Origin of the sequence: Leptotrichia sp. oral taxon 879 str. F0557 (assembly GCF_000469385.1) — a bacterium.
Taxonomy (GTDB): domain Bacteria; phylum Fusobacteriota; class Fusobacteriia; order Fusobacteriales; family Leptotrichiaceae; genus Leptotrichia; species Leptotrichia mesophila.
Genome location: NZ_KI271343.1, coordinates 1 through 17,238, shown reverse-complemented (window position 1 = coordinate 17,238; position 17,238 = coordinate 1). Strand labels below are relative to the sequence as shown.

Sequence of the window (17,238 nt, the reverse complement as noted above, 5' to 3'; positions counted from 1 at the left end):
GTTAATATTTCCTCCTTAAATTTTTAAAATTTCAATAGATTATTCAATATTTTTATTTTACAAATATATCCTAACTAATATTTAAATCAATATTTATTTTTTCTATAATTTTTTATATTTTTAGTTTCACAATGCTATATTAAACAAAAAATAATAAGCAAGATTTTATTTGATCTTTCGTTAAAATAAATTTATAAAATATATTTATTAAATAATTTTAATATATGAATTATAGTTAAATTCACCTAAATATTATAACAAAAAAGACTGGAAAAATCCAGTCTAATTTATAGCACATTTTTTTTAAATATTATACAAAGTCTCCCTTAGGGATTTTTACACATTTATTATAGCATATTTTATAAAAATGTCAATCCCCCTAAATTTTTTTAACTTATAATTTCTTCTTTTTAATATAATTTGCAATATTCTTTCCAAGCAATTTTTCATATTTTTTCCAAAAATCTGCTAAAATTTTTTTTTCATTTTTATCTAATTTTTCTAAAATTATTACTTCCCCTTTCCCACTTTTAATCTTATACTTTTCAGAATCTATAAACCCCGCCACTTCCTCATTCCAAAGTTCCAAAAATACCTTTCCTGAAACCTCGCTAAACTGGATAAATTCATCTTCATAAACATAAATTTCCTCTTGACTCTTTACTTCTATACATCCTAAAAAATGCGTAAAAAATGCACCACAGTCTATTCCCTTTATTCTATCAGTTTTTTCAGAAATTCTTCCATTTATATTAGGCGTATGACCAAAATATATGTTTTTACCTTTGTATTCTTCAAGTTCTGCATTTTCCATAAGCCAAAACTCTTCTCTGGTCCAAAGCACTGTTTCCTTTTCCTGTTTTTCCAAAACCTTCTTCAAATCAAGCCCTGCATGTACAAATATATTTTCATTCCCAGAAATTATCAAAGGGCAGTTTTTGAGCCATTTTACAAGCCATCTAATTTCATCAAAAAAATTTTCTTGGTGCCATTCTGCCATCGTTTTATTTTCAAAATATTTAGAATGTCTATAAATTGAATATTCTGTTTCATATCTTAATGGATAATCATTTTCCAAGTCCTCAAGAAACATATCTTCATGATTTCCCAAAATAAACTTTAGGTTATACCCAAGTTTTATCATTTTGATACATTTCATATAAATTTCGTAAGACTTTTTCCCTCTGTCACAAATATCCCCTATAATTACAAGTAAATCTTCTCTTTTTAAGTCAATTCTATCCAGCATTTTCAAAAACAAATCATACTGTCCATGAATATCTGACATTATAAAAATTCGATTATAATCATTCTCATTTATTTTTTGTATTTTAATTTTATTCGTCTTAATTTCACTTTCCATAAAAATCACTCTTTTTCTTTTAATACAGTTTATAACTTATTCTTTAATTTTTTCAAATAAATTGTTTTAAATATTGGAATAAACCTTTCCCACAAGATAAGGATTTAAGGCAATAAACAATTCTGCATATATCTTTTAAAATGCCCCAAATCCATTCATTTCCATAAACCTGAATAACAAATCATTCATTAATTTCTCATTTTTTTCTGTGTCATAAGGTAATGTAAATTCTCCATCTCTATTTGTCCATAATCTGTCGTAATAATCCAAAATATCTTTGGAAATTTTCTGATCATAAGCTGACATAATTTTTAGTTCATTTTCCAAATTGAAATTACGCATATTACGTCTTGTGAAGTTTGTTGAACCTCCATAAGTTATCAAATAGTCTTTTTTCAAGATGGAAAGCATTTTTACGTGGTACATTTCCTCTCCTTTATTGTAAAACTTGACATTTATGTCATAATTATGTTTTCTTGCATATTTCATTAGTTCTCCAGCAGCAGCTTTGTTTGGGAGTCCTGCATTTGAATTATTCAAAATTATCTCAAATTTTACTCCACGCCGTGCAGCTTTTCTTATATCGTTAATTATCCCTCTGTCTGCAAGGAAAAACTGGGCAATAATGACTTTATCTCCAAACTGTGTGTGTTTTAATTCTTCTGAAATATCCTTAGCTGTTGCTCCATTTGTAAAATATTGTAATTTTAGCTTGTCATTTTTAGAAAATGGAATTTTACTAAAATCCTTATCTGGTAATTTTTGCTTTAAACTCCCATCTTTTTTAGTAATTTTTGCAGCCGGCTTTTCTCCTTCGTAAATTTCCTTAATAATTGGCGATGAAAACTTAAATGCCACATTTGAGTGCTTTGAACCTTCTGCATGTGGATTTGCCGATGTCAGCATTGCCGTAATTTCATTCATAATTAGTTTTCTGTGATTAGCTTTTGCGTTTAACGCTCGTAAAATGCTACGGATTGTAACTTTGTCAGTACCTTCGTAAATTGGATTTTTAGTTTTTCCACGATTTTTCGGATTTCCAAAAGGCTGGACAAAAAGACGCCATGGAGCCGAATAAACAAGCATCGGATCTCTCAATTTTGTCAAATCCACATATCCAATTTTTACACCAGCCTCCTCCAGCTTCTTATGAGTTTTGTTGTCAAACGCTCCATAAAAAGTGTTACTTTCATCAAGTATCAAATATATTTCAACATTCGGATCTCTTTTTCTTTTTTCAAGTATCTTCTGTGCAAACTCTTCTGCAATCGGTAATGGCTGCAATTTCTCCTTAACACCTTTTCCAAGAAAGTCATTAAATACAAAAATATCCATTAGGAAAAAGTCTTCCGCCTTATCCAAAATATCATAAGCCTGCTCCCAAATCTGCCTTTCATAATGAGTTTCTCCATCTTTTTTATACGTTAAATCGTAGTAAAATTCAACATTATCCGCATTATAAACCTCACTTTTCATTGTGAGCCCTTCTGAAAGTGGCGTACACGAAACCGTTCCCAATAGTAAAAATATAAATATTAAAATATTTGTTTTATTCACAATAATTCTCCTTTTTGTAAACTGTTAAACTTAAATAATTTTTTAATTTAAGCAATTTAATTATACCAGTTTTTCATAATTTTTTCCATAACTTGATCCTATAAAATTTCGTTTAGTAAACTAACTGGTATTTTTACTAAAAAGATTGAAAAAATATATTAAAAAACAAATAGAAAATTAAGTAAAGCATACTATATAATGATAATAAAATTTAAGATTGCTGAGAGGTAAAAAGATGTCTACGATTAGAGATGTTGCAAGGCGCGCAGGAGTTTCAATTGCTACTGTTTCAAGGATTTTGAATAATGATGAGTATTTTGGGGTTACAGCAGAAACTAAGCGAAGGGTACTGGAAGCCGTTAAGGAGCTAAATTATAAGAAAAAAAATACAAAAAGAAAAAGTACGCAGTTAAATATTTCAATTATAAAGTCATTTGATGAAAGGATAGAAAGTGAGGATCCATATTTTGTATCATTACGGCTGGATTTGGAATATGCGTTGAAGAAAAAAGGGATAAAAAGTAAAGTTTTTGAGTTGCAGACATTTGAAAAAAATGAGGAAATCTTGATGAATTTCATTATTTCCAGCGCCATTGTTGTAATTGGGGAGATAAAAAGGAGCCAGCTGGATTTTTTAAAGTCGCTGAATGATAATATTATTTGTGTGGATGCCTATAATTTTGATAATTCCATTGATTATATAGAATTCGATATGAAACATTCAGTAAAAATTGTAATTGATTACCTGCTGAAGTTGGGTCATAAAAAAATTGGACTGTTAGTGGGAAGAAATCAGATTGTTAGAAATCTTGTGGACTTTAGGGAGGAGTATTTTATTGAAATTATGAAGGAATATGAACTGTATGATGAAAAATTTGTAAAAGTGGACGAATTTTCTGCAGAATCAGGATATAAAATGATGAGAGAAATGCTTAAGTTAAAAGAACGGCCAACTGCAGTCTTTTGTGCAAATGACTCTATTGCCATGGGAGCTTATAAAGCTGTAAGGGAGAGGAAACTGAAAATTTTTGATGATATTTCGATTATTGGATTTAATGACTTAAAAATCTCCCAATATATGAATCCACCACTAACAACACTTAGAATTGATACAAAAATTATTGCCGAAGAAACAATAAATGTACTAGTGGAACTTATAGAACACAATAGAAGTTACAGGAAAAAGGTTTATTTGCCTGTGGAACTGATTGAAAGGGAGAGCTGTGGAAGTATTTGATGGGGACAATAAATGTCCTCATTTTTTATTTTTGTTTCATTTTTTTTAAATTTTAGAAGAATAATTATATCTTTACTTTTCAGTTTTTATACTAAATTTCGTTTAAATAATGAATTTATTATAAATCTTTTTGATAAAGAATAAAAAATAAAAAAGTTGGATAATTATGAATTAGTTGTCAAATAACTCTGTTATAAAAATTTGTTTCTATTTTTAAAAGGAGCTTAGTATTAAAATGATGTTACTGCTTTTCAAATTAAAAAATTTACAAAAAAAATTAAATTTCAAATCAAGAAAAAACTTATCTGTTTACCAAAATCAATTTTTAAAATAAACATAAAATTATAAACAAAAAAATTTTGTTTACTAAACAACCCTTATTTTTAGGGGTGTTGACGTGTTGTAATTTCGATTTTTTGGGGTATATTTCAATTGTGGGATAAATAATATATTATTTGGAAAAAGTAAAACTACGTAGAGAAAAAATTAGAAAATGGAGGAAAAATAATGAAAGTTGTATTAGGTGCTGACGTAGATGGTAAAGAATTAAAAGATATTGTCAAGGATTATTTGATTCAAAATGGATTTGATGTTGTTGACAAATCAGCAGATAGAGATTTTGTTGATACAACAGTTGCAGTAGCCAAGGAGGTTCTTGCAGACAAGGATAGTCTTGGGGTTGTATTTGATGCGTATGGCGATGGAAGTTTTATGGTGGCTACAAAGATAAAGGGAATGATTGCTGCAGAAGTTTCAGATGAACGTTCAGCATATATGACAAGAGGGCATAATAATTCAAGAATAATAACTATGGGTTCTAAAATTGTCGGAACAGAACTTGCCAAAAATATTGTAAAGGAATTTTTAAGAGCAGGATATGATGGCGGTAGACATCAAATAAGAGTGGATATGTTAAATAAAATGTGTTAATTAGGACAAAAGAATTGAGTAAATATGTATAGATAAATTTAAATTATGAATGAAAAAGGATGGTAAAGATATGAAAATAGCTATTGGATGTGATCATATTGTAACAGATGTGAAAATTGCATTGTCAGATTTTTTGAAATCTAAAGGTTATGAAGTATTAGATTGTGGAACTTATGATTTCACACGTACTCATTATCCAATTTATGGAAAAAGAGTTGGAGAAGCTGTTGTCAGCGGAAAAGCTGATTTAGGAGTATGTATATGTGGGACAGGTGTTGGAATTAATAACAGTGTAAATAAAGTTCCTGGAGTCCGTTCAGCATTGGTACGTGATATGACGACTGCAATTCACGCAAAAGAATATTTAAATGCAAACGTTATTGGATTTGGTGGGAAGATAATAGGAGAACTACTATTATTTGATATTGTGGAAGCATTTATAAAGGCTGAGTATAAAAAAAATGATGAAAGTGAAAAACTGATTGCAAAAATAAAAGAAGTGGAAACTATAAATCCTGAACAAAAAAACGATAATTTTTTCACAGAATTTTTGGAAAAATGGGACAGAGGAGAATATAAAGATTAAAGGGGATGGATAAAATGATTTTAACAGTAACAATGAATCCATCTGTTGATATTTCATATCCTTTGGAAAAATTTAATTTAGATACAGTAAACAGAATTTCTAAAGTAAGCAAGACACCTGGAGGAAAAGGTCTGAATGTAACAAGAGTGCTAAAACAGCTAGATGATAAAGTTATAGCAACAGGGCTTATAGGCGGGGCTTTAGGAATGGATATTCAGGAAAAATTAACAGAAATGGGAATAGAAAACCATTTTTTTGAAATTTCAGGGGAAACTAGAAACTGTATTGCAATTCTACACGAAGGAAATCAGACGGAAATTTTGGAAAATGGGCCTACAATAAGTCAACTTGAAAGTAAAAAATTTTTAGAATATTTTGAAAAATTAGTACAAGAAGTTGAAATCATCTCAATTTCAGGAAGTCTACCTAATGGACTGGAAGATGGCTATTATTCAAAGATGATTGAAATTTGTAATAAATGTGAAAAAACCGTTGTTCTTGACTGCTCAGGAAAAGCGTTGCTGGAAGTTTTAAAGCATGAATATAAGCCAAAAGTTATAAAGCCTAATACAGAAGAATTATCGCAGTTGATTGGGAAAGAAGTATCGAAAGACATTGGAGAATTAAAGGAAACTTTGAAAAATGAATTATTTGACGGAATTGAATGGATTATAGTTTCGCTTGGAGCAGATGGTGCTTTTGCAAAACATAATGACAAATTTTATAAAGTTAATATTCCAAGAATAGAAGTTGTAAATCCTGTAGGTTCTGGCGATTCTACTGTAGCAGGAATTACATCGGCAATTTATGAAAATGCAAGTGATGAAAATTTATTGAAGAAGGCTAATACGCTGGGAATGTTAAATGCGATGGAAAAATTGACAGGATTTGTAAATTTGGAAAATTATGAAAAAGTATTTAGCAAAATTGAGATAGTTGAATATTAAACGAAATTTATAAGGAGGAATAAATAATGAAATTAACTGAACAAAAAAGAAAATATTTAGAAAATTTAAGTGATAAAAATGGATTTATATCAGCACTAGCAATTGACCAAAGAGGAGCTTTGAAAAAGATGTTAAATAAACATCAAGAATCTGAAGCAACAGCTGAACAAATAAAGGAGTTTAAAGTATTAGTTTCAAAACATTTAACAAAATATTCTTCTTCAATTTTATTAGATCCTGAATACGGACTGGATGCAGCAAAAGCTAGAGATAAAGATGCTGGATTATTATTAGCTTATGAAAAGACAGGATATGATGCAAATGCAGTTGGAAGATTGCCAGACTGCCTTGTTGAATGGTCGGCTAAAAGGCTAAAAGAAGAAGGGGCAGATGCAGTAAAATTTTTATTATATTATGATGTTGATGAAAGTGAAGAAATTAATATTCAGAAAAAAGCATATATGGAAAGAGTAGGAGCTGAATGTGTCGCAGAAGATATACCTTTCTTTTTGGAAATTTTAAGTTACGACTGTAAAATTGACGACAACAGCACAGCAGAATATGCAAAAGTAAAACCTAGAAAAGTTATTGAAGCAATGAAAGTATTTTCAGATCCAAGATATAATGTTGATGTTTTAAAAGTGGAAGTTCCTGTAAATATGAAATTTGTAGAAGGATTTAGCGATGGAGAAACTGTTTACACAAAAGAGGAAGCTGCAAATTATTTTAAACTTCAGGAAGAATCAACATCATTGCCATATATTTACCTAAGTGCTGGAGTAAGTGCAAAACTTTTCCAAGATACATTAAAATTTGCTCATGATTCAGGTGCTAAATTTAATGGGGTACTATGTGGAAGAGCTACTTGGGCAAATGGAGTAGAAGTGTTTGCTAAGGAAGGTGAAAAAGCAACTGTAGAATGGTTGAATACAATTGGAAGAAAAAACATCGAAGAACTAAATGAAGTGGTTGAAAGAACAGCAACATCTTGGAAAGAAAAATAGATTAAGAAATAAAAAAAGCAATAATTAAATAAAGTATGATTAGAAAAATTAAAAATATTATTTCAAAAGGGAGAAAATTATGACTAAAGAAGATGTTACAATGGTTGGATTTGAAATAGTGGCTTATGCAGGAGATGCAAGATCTAAATTGATGACAGCATTAAATAAAGCACAAAATGGAGAGTTCGAGGAAGCAGAAAATTTAGTAAAAGAAGCTGAGGAATGTTTGGTTGGTGCTCATAATTCACAAACAGATATTTTAGGTAAAGAAGCAGCTGGAGAAAATTTGGAAATGAGTTTTATTATGGTTCATGGACAGGATCATTTAATGACAACAATATTATTGAAAGAATTAATGAAACATTTGATAGAATTATATAAAAGAGGAGCAAAGTAAATGAAAAAACTGATTGAATTTATAGAAAAAGGAAAGCCTTTTTTTGAAAAATTATCTCGGAATATATATTTAAGAGCAATTCGTGATGGTTTTATAGCTGGTATGCCAGTTATACTATTTTCTAGTATTTTTATCTTAATTGCTTATGTACCAAATGCTTTTGGATTTTTTTGGTCAAAAAATATAGAGGCTTTATTAATGAAACCATACGGTTATTCTATGGGAATCTTAGCATTTTTAGTAGCAGGAACAACAGCTAAATCATTAACAGATTCTGTAAATCGTTCTATGCCGGCAACTAATCAAATTAATTATCTTTCTACACTTTTAGCATCAATGGTTGGACTGCTATTATTAGCGGCAGATCCGATTGAAGGTGGAATTTCAACTGGATTCTTGGGTACAAAAGGACTTTTAACTGCATTTTTAGCAGCATTTATAATTGTAACAATTTATAAATTCTGTGTAAAAAACGAAGTAACTATAAAAATGCCGTCAGAAGTTCCGCCTAATATTTCACAAGTTTTTAAAGATGTAATACCATTTACTTTATCAATAGTATTACTTTATGTTCTTGAGATTTTTGTACGTCACTTTATCGGAACAGGAGTTGCAGAAGCAGTAGGTAAACTTTTTGGACCGTTATTTTCAGCAGCAGATGGATATGTAGGAATTACTCTTATATTTGGAGCTTATGCTTTCTTCTGGTTTGTCGGAATTCATGGGCCTTCAATTGTAGAGCCAGCTATTGCAGTTGTTACTTATGCTAATATAGATGCAAATCTAAACCTTATGAGAGCTGGACATCATGCAGATAAAATTTTGACTTCGGGAACACAAATGTTTATAGTTACAATGGGAGGAACTGGAGCTACTTTAATTGTGCCATTTATGTTTATGTGGCTTTGTAAATCTAAGAGAAATAAGGCTATTGGACGTGCTTCTGCTGTACCTACATTCTTTGGTGTAAACGAGCCAATTTTATTTGGTGCTCCGATTGTATTAAATCCTGTATTCTTTATACCGTTTATTTTTGCACCAATAGTAAATGTGTGGATTTTTAAAATATTTATAGATGTACTTGGAATGAACAGTTTTACTGCTAATCTTCCATGGACAACTCCAGGACCATTGGGTATAATATTAGGGACAAATCTTCAAGTACTATCATTTGTTTTAGCAGCACTTTTAATTGTTGTAGATTTTATTATCTATTATCCATTTGTAAAAGTATATGATAAGCAGATTCTTGAGGAAGAACGTTTAGGAAAAACAAACGATGAATTAAAAGAAAAAGTTGCTGCAAATTTCAACACTAAAAAAGCAGATAACATTCTTGAAAAAGCCGGTGTTGTTCAAAATAATATAACGAAAGAAACAAATGTACTTGTATTATGCGCTGGTGGAGGAACAAGCGGACTTTTAGCAAATGCTTTAAATAAGGCGGCAAAAGAACATAATGTTCCAGTTAAAGCTGCAGCAGGTGGATATGGTGCACACCGTGAAATACTTCCTGAATTTGATTTAGTTATTCTTGCACCGCAAGTTGCATCAAATTTTGAAGATATGAAGGCAGAAACTGATAAGTTAGGAATTAAATTAGCAAAAACCGAAGGGGCTCAATATATTAGTTTGACTCGTGACGGTAAAGGTGCATTAGATTTTGTACAAGCACAATTTGAAGATTAATTAATATATTTTAATACTAAGAGAGGTTTAATTATGTCAAAAAAATTACCAGAAGATTTTATTTTCGGTGGAGCGACAGCAGCATATCAAGCTGAAGGTGCAACAAAAACAGATGGTAAAGGTCGTGTAGCCTGGGATACTTTTTTGGAAGAAAATTACTGGTATACAGCTGAGCCAGCAAGTGATTTTTATAATCAATATCCAGTAGATTTGAAACTTTGCGAAGAATTCGGTATAAATGGAATAAGAATTTCAATTGCATGGTCAAGAATTTTTCCTAAAGGTTATGGTGAAGTGAATCACAAAGGAGTGGAATTTTATCATAAATTGTTTGCAGAATGTAAAAAAAGAAAGGTAGAACCTTTTGTAACTCTTCACCATTTTGATACACCAGAAGTTTTGCACTCCAACGGAGATTTTTTAAATCGTGAAAATATAGAACATTTTGTAGATTATGCTAAATTTTGTTTTGAAGAATTTACTGAAGTAAACTATTGGACAACGTTTAATGAAATAGGACCTATTGGAGATGGACAATATTTAGTTGGAAAATTTCCGCCAGGAATAAAATATGATTTTGAAAAATTGTTTCAGTCACATCATAATATGGTTTTGGCACATGCAAAAGCAGTAAATTTATTCAAGCAAAACAGATACAATGGAGAAATAGGAATGGTCTGTGCATTGCCAACAAAATATCCTTATGATTCAAGTAATCCTAAAGATGTAAAAGCCGCAGAACTAGACGATATTATCCATAATAAATTTATTTTGGATGCTACTTTTAAAGGAGAATATTCAAAGGAAACAATGGATGGTGTGAATCATATTTTAAAAGTTAATGGCGGAAAATTAGATTTAAGGGCAGAAGATTTTGAAGAATTGAAAGCTGCAAAAGATTTGAACGATTTTCTTGGAATAAACTATTATATGAGTGACTGGATGGCTGAATATGATGGTGAAACTGAAATTATTCACAATGCAACAGGAAATAAAGGAAGTTCCAAATATCAGATAAAAGGGGTAGGGCAAAGAAAAGCCAATGAAAGCATCCCAAGAACTGACTGGGACTGGATAATTTATCCGCAAGGTCTTTATGATCAAATCTCAAGAGTTAAAAAAGATTATCCAAATTACAAAAAAATCTATATTACTGAAAACGGTTTAGGCTATAAAGATGTTTTTGAAGACAATACAGTATATGACGATGCAAGAATAGATTACATAAGACAACATTTGGAAGTAATTTCAGATGCAATAAAAGGTGGAGCAAACGTAAAAGGCTACTTCCTCTGGTCACTAATGGATGTTTTCTCATGGTCAAATGGTTATGAAAAACGTTACGGACTATTTTACGTAGACTTTGAAACACAAAAGCGTTATCCAAAGAAAAGTGCCTATTGGTATAAAAAAGTATCAGAAACAAAAGAAGTCTAAAAAATTTATATATTTGAATTTTTTCGTGTGAGAGTGTAAAAGCTCTCACATTTTAATTTATTTTTAGAGTGACAAACCCTGTAAAATTATTATAACAAAAAATACTTGACAAAAAACGATTACTGTTGTAAACTATATAATGTAAAAAGATTACAAACGTAAACATTAAAGGAGGTAAGAATGTGAAAGAAAATTGCAGAATCGATAAAAAACAGCATATAACCGATGCAGAATGGGAAATAATGCGAGTTGTGTGGGCAAATAGCGAAGTTACGAGCAAGTTTGTGGCAGAGGTGCTTTGTGAGAAAATGAACTGGAAACAGGCTACAATAAAGGCGCTGTTGAATCGGCTGCTGGAAAAGAATATTTTGAAAAAGAGGGAAATTGGGAACAAGTATATTTATTCGACAGATTTTACAGAAAAGAAAGTTGCTAACAGTTATATATTAGGAACTTTTGATAAAATTTGTAAAACGAAAGTTGGAGAAATGATAGGGAAAGTTATTGAGAACAGTGAACTGAGTTTTGACGACTTGGATTTGATTTTAAAGGCTGTAGAGGACAGGAGGAAAACGGCTGTGGAAGAAGTTTTGTGTGATTGTGTTGAAGGGCAGTGTAATTGTGAGCATAATGGACATAAGCATATTTAAAGATATATTGTACTAAATGAAGGAGGAAAAGATTATGGCAGAAAAAAACTATACAGTAACTGGAATGAGCTGTGCATCTTGTGCCAATGCTGTGGAAAAGGCACTTAATAAAAATAATGATATTAACGCTTCAGTTAATTTTGCAACTGAAAAATTGAATATTGAATATGATGAGAAGAAGTACAATTTTGATAAAATTAGGGAAATAGTGGAGTCGGCTGGGTATGGACTGGTTGAGGATATGACGGAAGATAAAAAGCTGGAACTTTATCAAGAGAAAATAAAAAGCTTGAAAAATCGATTAATTTTGGCAATTATTTTTGTTGTTCCACTTTTGTATATTTCGATGGGGCATATGCTTGGGGCAGCACTTCCTGAATTTTTGAATCCTAAGGTAAATCCGCTTAATTTTGCATTGGCACAGTTTGTGTTGACTTTGCCTATTATTTATGCTGGGAGAGATTTTTTTTCACATGGATTTAAAAATTTAGTAAGAAAATCTCCAACAATGGATTCATTAATTGCTATTGGGGCAACAGCGGCGGTACTCTATGGAATTTACGCAACTTTTAGAATTGTAACTGTAGACCCTGAAGCACATATGGATTTATATTATGAGTCGGCTGGTACAATTATTACGTTAATCTTGTTTGGAAAACTGCTGGAGGCAAAAACAAAAGGTCAAACTTCATCGGCAATAAAAAAACTTATCGGACTTCAACCTAAAAAGGCTAAAATTATTGAAAATGGAGCGGAAAAGGAAGTTCTGATTGAAAACTTGAAAGTTGGAGATATTGTTATTGTGAAGCCGGGAGAAAAAATTGCGGTGGATGGAAGAATTGTGGAAGGGGCGACTTCTGTTGATGAGTCAATGTTGACAGGAGAAAGTTTGCCAGTAAGCAAAAAAGTTGGAGATAAGGTTGTTGGAGGAAGTATAAATAAAAATGGAAGTATCAGATTTGAGGCGACTGAAATTGGTAAAAATACAGTTTTGTCACAAATTATAAAGCTGGTTGAGGAGGCACAGGGGTCAAAGGCTCAAATTTCTCGAATGGCAGACATTGTGGCGGCATATTTTGTGCCGATTGTTATTGGGATTGCGATAATTACAGGAATTGCTTGGTTTTTGAGTGGAAGTGGATTGGTTACTGCATTGTCGTTCTTCATTGCTGTACTTGTAATTGCGTGTCCGTGTGCATTGGGACTTGCAACACCTACATCGATAATGGTTGGAACTGGAAAAGGGGCTGAGAACGGTATTCTTATAAAAAGTGGGGAAGCCCTTGAAACAGCACATAAAATTAAAACTGTTGTGTTTGACAAGACTGGTACGATTACGAAAGGAAAGCCTATACTTACTAATTTGATTGCTTATGGGAAATATAATGAAAATGAATTGTTAAAAATTGCTGCAAGTGTGGAAAATGATTCAGAACACCCATTGGCAGAAGCAATCGTAAACGAAGCAAAAGAGAAAAATATTGAAATTAAGCCGTATGAAAAATTTAGGGCAATGCCAGGTTACGGTATTCGTGCAACATTTGAAGGCAAGGAAGTTCAAATTGGAAATAGAAAATTGATGGAAAATCGAAAAATCAATGTGGAAATTTCTCAAAAAGATTATGATATTTTGTCGAATGAAGGAAAAACGCCAATGTACATTTCGATTGATAACGAACTGGCAGGACTTGTTGCAGTTGCAGATGTTATCAAGGAAACAAGCAAGGAAGCTATAGAAAAACTGAAAAAAATGGGAATCAAGACAATAATGCTAACTGGAGATAACGAAAAAACTGCCAAATTTATCGCAAAACAAGTGGGAATAGATGATGTAATTTCAGAAGTGCTGCCTAATCAGAAATCTCAAAAAGTAAAGGAACTTCAGGAAAAAGATGAATTTGTTGCAATGGTTGGAGACGGAATTAACGATTCACCAGCACTGGCTCAGGCAAACGTTGGAATTGCGATAGGAAACGGAACAGATGTTGCGATAGAATCAGCTGATATTGTCTTAATTAGAAACGATTTGAGAGATGTTGCGGGTGCAATAGCATTAAGTAAAGCAACAATCACAAATATAAAGGAAAATCTATTTTGGGCATTCTTTTATAACGTACTTGGAATACCATTTGCCGCTGGAATATTTTATGCATTTTTCAATGGACCAAAATTGGATCCGATGATAGCGGCTTTTGCAATGTCATTTAGTTCAGTATCTGTTTTGGGTAATGCTTTAAGATTGAAATTTTTTAAAGTGAAATAATATTTTGGAAAATAGATTGAATTTGATGACATATTTATGATATTATTTTTATAAGATGTAAGTAATATGGAGATAAAATTAAGAAATTTAACAAAGAAAGTTGAGAATAAATAAGTAAAAATTGCAGAAGATAAGGAATTAGAAATAATTACTTCTAAAGTTTTGAAGAAGTATAAAAAAACATTTGAGAAATTGATGAAATGTTCCTGTATAAAAAATATAAAATTTTAATATTGATTTTTTTTTTGAAAAATGATATAATACTTTTGAATAAAAAACAATCTATATGCTTATAGAAAAAATGCGGAAAATCCCTCGTTCTTAATTGAATGGGGGTATTTTTTATGATATAATATTCTGTCGATTAAGCTCCGCAAACTTAAACGACAACAAAGCATATAGATTGGGGGTGGTCAAGATGATTAATCAAGACTGGACTGTTTTATTGGCTATAATCATTCTTTTCTTAATTTTTAGCCATCAAAGATAGTCAGCTTGAATTGATTTTCTCCTACCTTTGCCTACTGGTTATTTATAACTAGTGGGTTTTATTTTTAATTTTTTAATAGGTAAGAAAATATTGGAAATTGTTGATAAATTAAATATAACATTTATTAAAGTTAAAATTTTATTGTTGACAATTTTGGAAAATTATATTAAAATAAATTGTAATGATTACAAAATTAAATAAATTATTATAAAATAAATAAAAATCAAATTTGGAGGTATAGAAAATGGATTTTAGCTTGAATCTTGGTGCTTTAGATGAAGGGAAATTAGTAAAAATTGATGAAAATAAACTTTATGATGTAACTGTAGTTGGTTCTGGGCCTGCGGCTGTCTCTGCAGCAATTTATGCGGCTAGAAAAGGACTTAATGTGGCAATGATTGGAGTGAAGATTGGGGGACAGGTTCTTGATACAAATGAAATTGAGAATATTATTGGGACTGTTTCTACAACTGGAGCTAAATTTGCTGAAACATTGGAAAAACATTTAAAAGAACATGAAATTGCGTTTAAAGAAGGGCATTTGGTAAAAGAGATCAAGGAAGATGGAAAAGATAAGATTTTGGTAACTGATGATGGAAAAAGTTATAAAACAAAAACAGTTATCGTAGCAACTGGAGCAAAACCTAGAAGTTTAAATATCCCTGGAGAGGCTGAATATGTTGGTAAAGGAGTGCATTACTGCTCAACTTGTGACGGACCTTTTTATAAAGGGCTAGATGTGGCTGTAATTGGTGGAGGAAATTCAGGTGTAGAAGCAGCGCTTGATTTATCTGGAATTGCAAAATCAGTTACATTAATCGAATTTATGCCAGAATTAAAGGCAGATAAAGTTCTACAGGAAAAATTAGCTGAGCAGCCAAATGTAAAAACTATTTTAAATTCTGCAACAGTTAAAGTGAATGGAAATGAATTTGTTGAAAGCATTGTTTATAAAAGTAGAGAAACTGATGAAGAAAAAACATTGAATGTAGAAGGTATGTTTGTGGAAATTGGGTTGTCACCAAGAAGCGAAGTTGTAAAAGACTTGGTTGAAACAAATAAAATTGGAGAAATTGTAATTAATCCTGAAAATAATTCAACTTCTGTAGCTGGAATCTTTGCTGCGGGAGATGTTACAAACATCAGACAAAAACAAATTATTATTGCAATGGGAGAAGGTGCAAAAGCGGCACTTGGAGCATTTGAGTATCTAATTACAAAATATTAATTATTAGACCTGTTCGATAACCTTGTTTAAAGGACAATATTGAGGTATAATAATACTGGTGATGAAAATGATAAACAATGTTGAAAGAATAAAAAATTTAAAGAAGAAGACTATCAGAAAATTTTTGGTATTAAAAAAAATACTTTTGATAAAATATTGAAACTTTTGAACGAGGCATACAGAATTGAACACTTAAGAGGCGGACATCCGCCAAAACTGTCTGTCCTTAACAGGCTTGTAATTATGCTTTCATATTACCGTGACTATAGAACTATGGAAAATATTGCCTTTGAATACGGCGTTGCAAAAAGCGCTTTCAGAAAAAGTGCAAGTGATGCTTTTCAGCTTTGGAATGCTTGTTACAACTTTGTCGGTGTTTCTGTATATGTTTAATAAAGTTAGGAAAAGGGATGGAAGGCTAAATTATAAAAAAAGAAATAATATTTAGACACGGCAGAAATGTATGGAAACGGAAACAGAAACAGTGAGAAATTAGTAGGAAAGCAATTAAAAGATATAAAGGAGCAAGATAAGCAAATGAGCAAAAAAAAAGGGTTATTTATTATATTAGTAATCTATACAATATGCTATATATTTAGAATATTAGAGTATTTTATTTTAAGAACTGATAAAACATTTTTTGGAGAAGCTTTTATCCATAAAATACTAGGAATTATAGTTTTATATATAGTTGCTAAATCTATGTCATTTAATTGTGAAAATATAGGTTTTACAAGGAGAAAAGCTATATTTTATCTAAGACAAGGTCTACTTTTTGGAATTTTTATATACATAATTAGTTATGGAATAGAAATTCTAATAAATATATCACATGGTCAATTTAAGTCATTGGAATTTTATGTAAGTACATACTCTGTTGAAGGTAATATAGGTAAACAAACTGCAATTATTTTCTTTGTAATTTGTATTCTAGGAAACATAATAAATGTCCTTATGGAAGAGGGAATTTTTAGAGGATTGTTTCAAAAATTATTTGAACAAAAATATAATTTTTTACTTTCAGCCATATTAAGTTCTTTATTATTTGGATTTTGGCATGTAGCAGCTCTTCTTAGAAGCTATTACGATGGAACAATAGGTTTTGAAGAAATGTTTATTAATATAGTAATATTAGTTGTAACTTCTACATTGGTAGGATTCAAATTTTCAATGATGACAAAACTTACAGGAAGCCTGTATATGTCTATGGGAGATCATTTTGTTAATAATACCATTATAAATATATTACATGTTGTATCAAAAGATGGCAGTATAGATAAGTTATTAGTTATGAGAATATCTATTGCACAGACTCTCTCCTTTTTAATTATTTTAATACATTTTATATTATCAAAAAATAAACGCAGTTAAATTCTAATTGAAATTTATGTAATATACTTTATTTCAGTCCAACATAAGTTCCAGAACATTGTACGGATGGATAAAACTTAAGAATGAAA

15 protein-coding genes are annotated in these 17,238 nt (G+C 30.7%); 13 read left to right on the top strand and 2 right to left on the bottom strand.

Annotated features, from left to right (window positions below):
- Nucleotides 1–394: 394 nt before the first annotated feature.
- A complete protein-coding gene (locus HMPREF1552_RS08115) occupies nucleotides 395–1,363 on the bottom strand; it encodes a metallophosphoesterase family protein (RefSeq protein WP_021744676.1) in 969 nt (322 codons plus the stop codon).
- Between the two features lie 135 nt (nucleotides 1,364–1,498).
- Entirely contained in the window at nucleotides 1,499–2,920 is a 1,422-nt protein-coding gene (locus tag HMPREF1552_RS08110; RefSeq protein ID WP_021744675.1) for a phospholipase D-like domain-containing protein, read from the bottom strand.
- 235 nt (nucleotides 2,921–3,155) lie between these two features.
- Between HMPREF1552_RS08110 and HMPREF1552_RS08105 the strand changes: the two genes are divergently transcribed.
- From HMPREF1552_RS08105 to HMPREF1552_RS08045, 13 genes are all read left to right on the top strand, one after another.
- Nucleotides 3,156–4,157, top strand: a complete 1,002-nt coding sequence (locus HMPREF1552_RS08105; protein WP_021744674.1) for a LacI family DNA-binding transcriptional regulator — start codon at nucleotides 3,156–3,158, stop codon at nucleotides 4,155–4,157.
- 507 nt (nucleotides 4,158–4,664) lie between these two features.
- A complete protein-coding gene (gene lacA / locus HMPREF1552_RS08100; protein ID WP_021744672.1) occupies nucleotides 4,665–5,087 on the top strand; it encodes a galactose-6-phosphate isomerase subunit LacA in 423 nt (140 codons plus the stop codon).
- A gap of 70 nt (nucleotides 5,088–5,157) precedes the next feature.
- A complete protein-coding gene (lacB, locus tag HMPREF1552_RS08095) occupies nucleotides 5,158–5,673 on the top strand; it encodes a galactose-6-phosphate isomerase subunit LacB (RefSeq protein ID WP_039901452.1) in 516 nt (171 codons plus the stop codon).
- Between the two features lie 14 nt (nucleotides 5,674–5,687).
- Entirely contained in the window at nucleotides 5,688–6,620 is a 933-nt protein-coding gene (locus HMPREF1552_RS08090) for a tagatose-6-phosphate kinase (protein WP_039901504.1), read from the top strand.
- Nucleotides 6,621–6,646: 26 nt separating this feature from the next.
- Nucleotides 6,647–7,624, top strand: coding sequence for a tagatose-bisphosphate aldolase (gene lacD, locus HMPREF1552_RS08085; RefSeq protein WP_021744669.1), 978 nt, complete (start codon nucleotides 6,647–6,649; stop codon nucleotides 7,622–7,624).
- Between the two features lie 79 nt (nucleotides 7,625–7,703).
- Nucleotides 7,704–8,021, top strand: coding sequence for a PTS lactose/cellobiose transporter subunit IIA (locus HMPREF1552_RS08080; RefSeq protein ID WP_021744668.1), 318 nt, complete (start codon nucleotides 7,704–7,706; stop codon nucleotides 8,019–8,021).
- Nucleotides 8,022–9,710: a lactose-specific PTS transporter subunit EIIC gene (locus HMPREF1552_RS08075; protein ID WP_021744667.1), complete on the top strand. Its 1,689-nt coding sequence runs from the start codon at nucleotides 8,022–8,024 to the stop codon at nucleotides 9,708–9,710.
- Nucleotides 9,711–9,743: 33 nt separating this feature from the next.
- Nucleotides 9,744–11,147 carry a 6-phospho-beta-galactosidase gene (gene lacG / locus HMPREF1552_RS08070; protein ID WP_021744666.1) on the top strand — a complete coding sequence of 468 codons (1,404 nt, stop codon included), beginning with the start codon at nucleotides 9,744–9,746 and terminating at the stop codon, nucleotides 11,145–11,147.
- A gap of 182 nt (nucleotides 11,148–11,329) precedes the next feature.
- The gene (locus tag HMPREF1552_RS08065; protein WP_021744665.1) at nucleotides 11,330–11,797 is read left to right on the top strand and encodes a CopY/TcrY family copper transport repressor; all 468 of its coding nucleotides are present in this window, start codon (nucleotides 11,330–11,332) and stop codon (nucleotides 11,795–11,797) included.
- 34 nt (nucleotides 11,798–11,831) lie between these two features.
- A complete protein-coding gene (locus tag HMPREF1552_RS08060) occupies nucleotides 11,832–14,060 on the top strand; it encodes a cation-translocating P-type ATPase (RefSeq protein WP_051311996.1) in 2,229 nt (742 codons plus the stop codon).
- 734 nt (nucleotides 14,061–14,794) lie between these two features.
- On the top strand, nucleotides 14,795–15,778 hold the full coding sequence (locus tag HMPREF1552_RS08055; RefSeq protein WP_021744662.1) for an FAD-dependent oxidoreductase: 984 nt from the start codon (nucleotides 14,795–14,797) through the stop codon (nucleotides 15,776–15,778).
- Between the two features lie 156 nt (nucleotides 15,779–15,934).
- Entirely contained in the window at nucleotides 15,935–16,171 is a 237-nt protein-coding gene (locus HMPREF1552_RS12325; RefSeq protein WP_051311995.1) for a DDE transposase family protein, read from the top strand.
- Nucleotides 16,172–16,315: 144 nt separating this feature from the next.
- Nucleotides 16,316–17,149, top strand: coding sequence for a CPBP family intramembrane glutamic endopeptidase (locus HMPREF1552_RS08045; RefSeq protein ID WP_039901498.1), 834 nt, complete (start codon nucleotides 16,316–16,318; stop codon nucleotides 17,147–17,149).
- Nucleotides 17,150–17,238 lie beyond the last annotated feature (89 nt).

Coding starts and splice junctions, on each gene's coding strand:
- HMPREF1552_RS08075 (WP_021744667.1), top strand. CDS start 8,022: ATGAAAAAACTGATTGAATTTATAGAAAAAGGAAAGCCTTTTTTTGAA.
- HMPREF1552_RS08105 (WP_021744674.1), top strand. CDS start 3,156: ATGTCTACGATTAGAGATGTTGCAAGGCGCGCAGGAGTTTCAATTGCT.
- HMPREF1552_RS08080 (WP_021744668.1), top strand. CDS start 7,704: ATGACTAAAGAAGATGTTACAATGGTTGGATTTGAAATAGTGGCTTAT.
- HMPREF1552_RS08115 (WP_021744676.1), bottom strand. CDS start 1,363: ATGGAAAGTGAAATTAAGACGAATAAAATTAAAATACAAAAAATAAAT.
- lacB (WP_039901452.1), top strand. CDS start 5,158: ATGAAAATAGCTATTGGATGTGATCATATTGTAACAGATGTGAAAATT.
- HMPREF1552_RS08055 (WP_021744662.1), top strand. CDS start 14,795: ATGGATTTTAGCTTGAATCTTGGTGCTTTAGATGAAGGGAAATTAGTA.
- lacA (WP_021744672.1), top strand. CDS start 4,665: ATGAAAGTTGTATTAGGTGCTGACGTAGATGGTAAAGAATTAAAAGAT.
- lacG (WP_021744666.1), top strand. CDS start 9,744: ATGTCAAAAAAATTACCAGAAGATTTTATTTTCGGTGGAGCGACAGCA.
- HMPREF1552_RS08045 (WP_039901498.1), top strand. CDS start 16,316: ATGAGCAAAAAAAAAGGGTTATTTATTATATTAGTAATCTATACAATA.
- HMPREF1552_RS08060 (WP_051311996.1), top strand. CDS start 11,832: ATGGCAGAAAAAAACTATACAGTAACTGGAATGAGCTGTGCATCTTGT.
- lacD (WP_021744669.1), top strand. CDS start 6,647: ATGAAATTAACTGAACAAAAAAGAAAATATTTAGAAAATTTAAGTGAT.
- HMPREF1552_RS08090 (WP_039901504.1), top strand. CDS start 5,688: ATGATTTTAACAGTAACAATGAATCCATCTGTTGATATTTCATATCCT.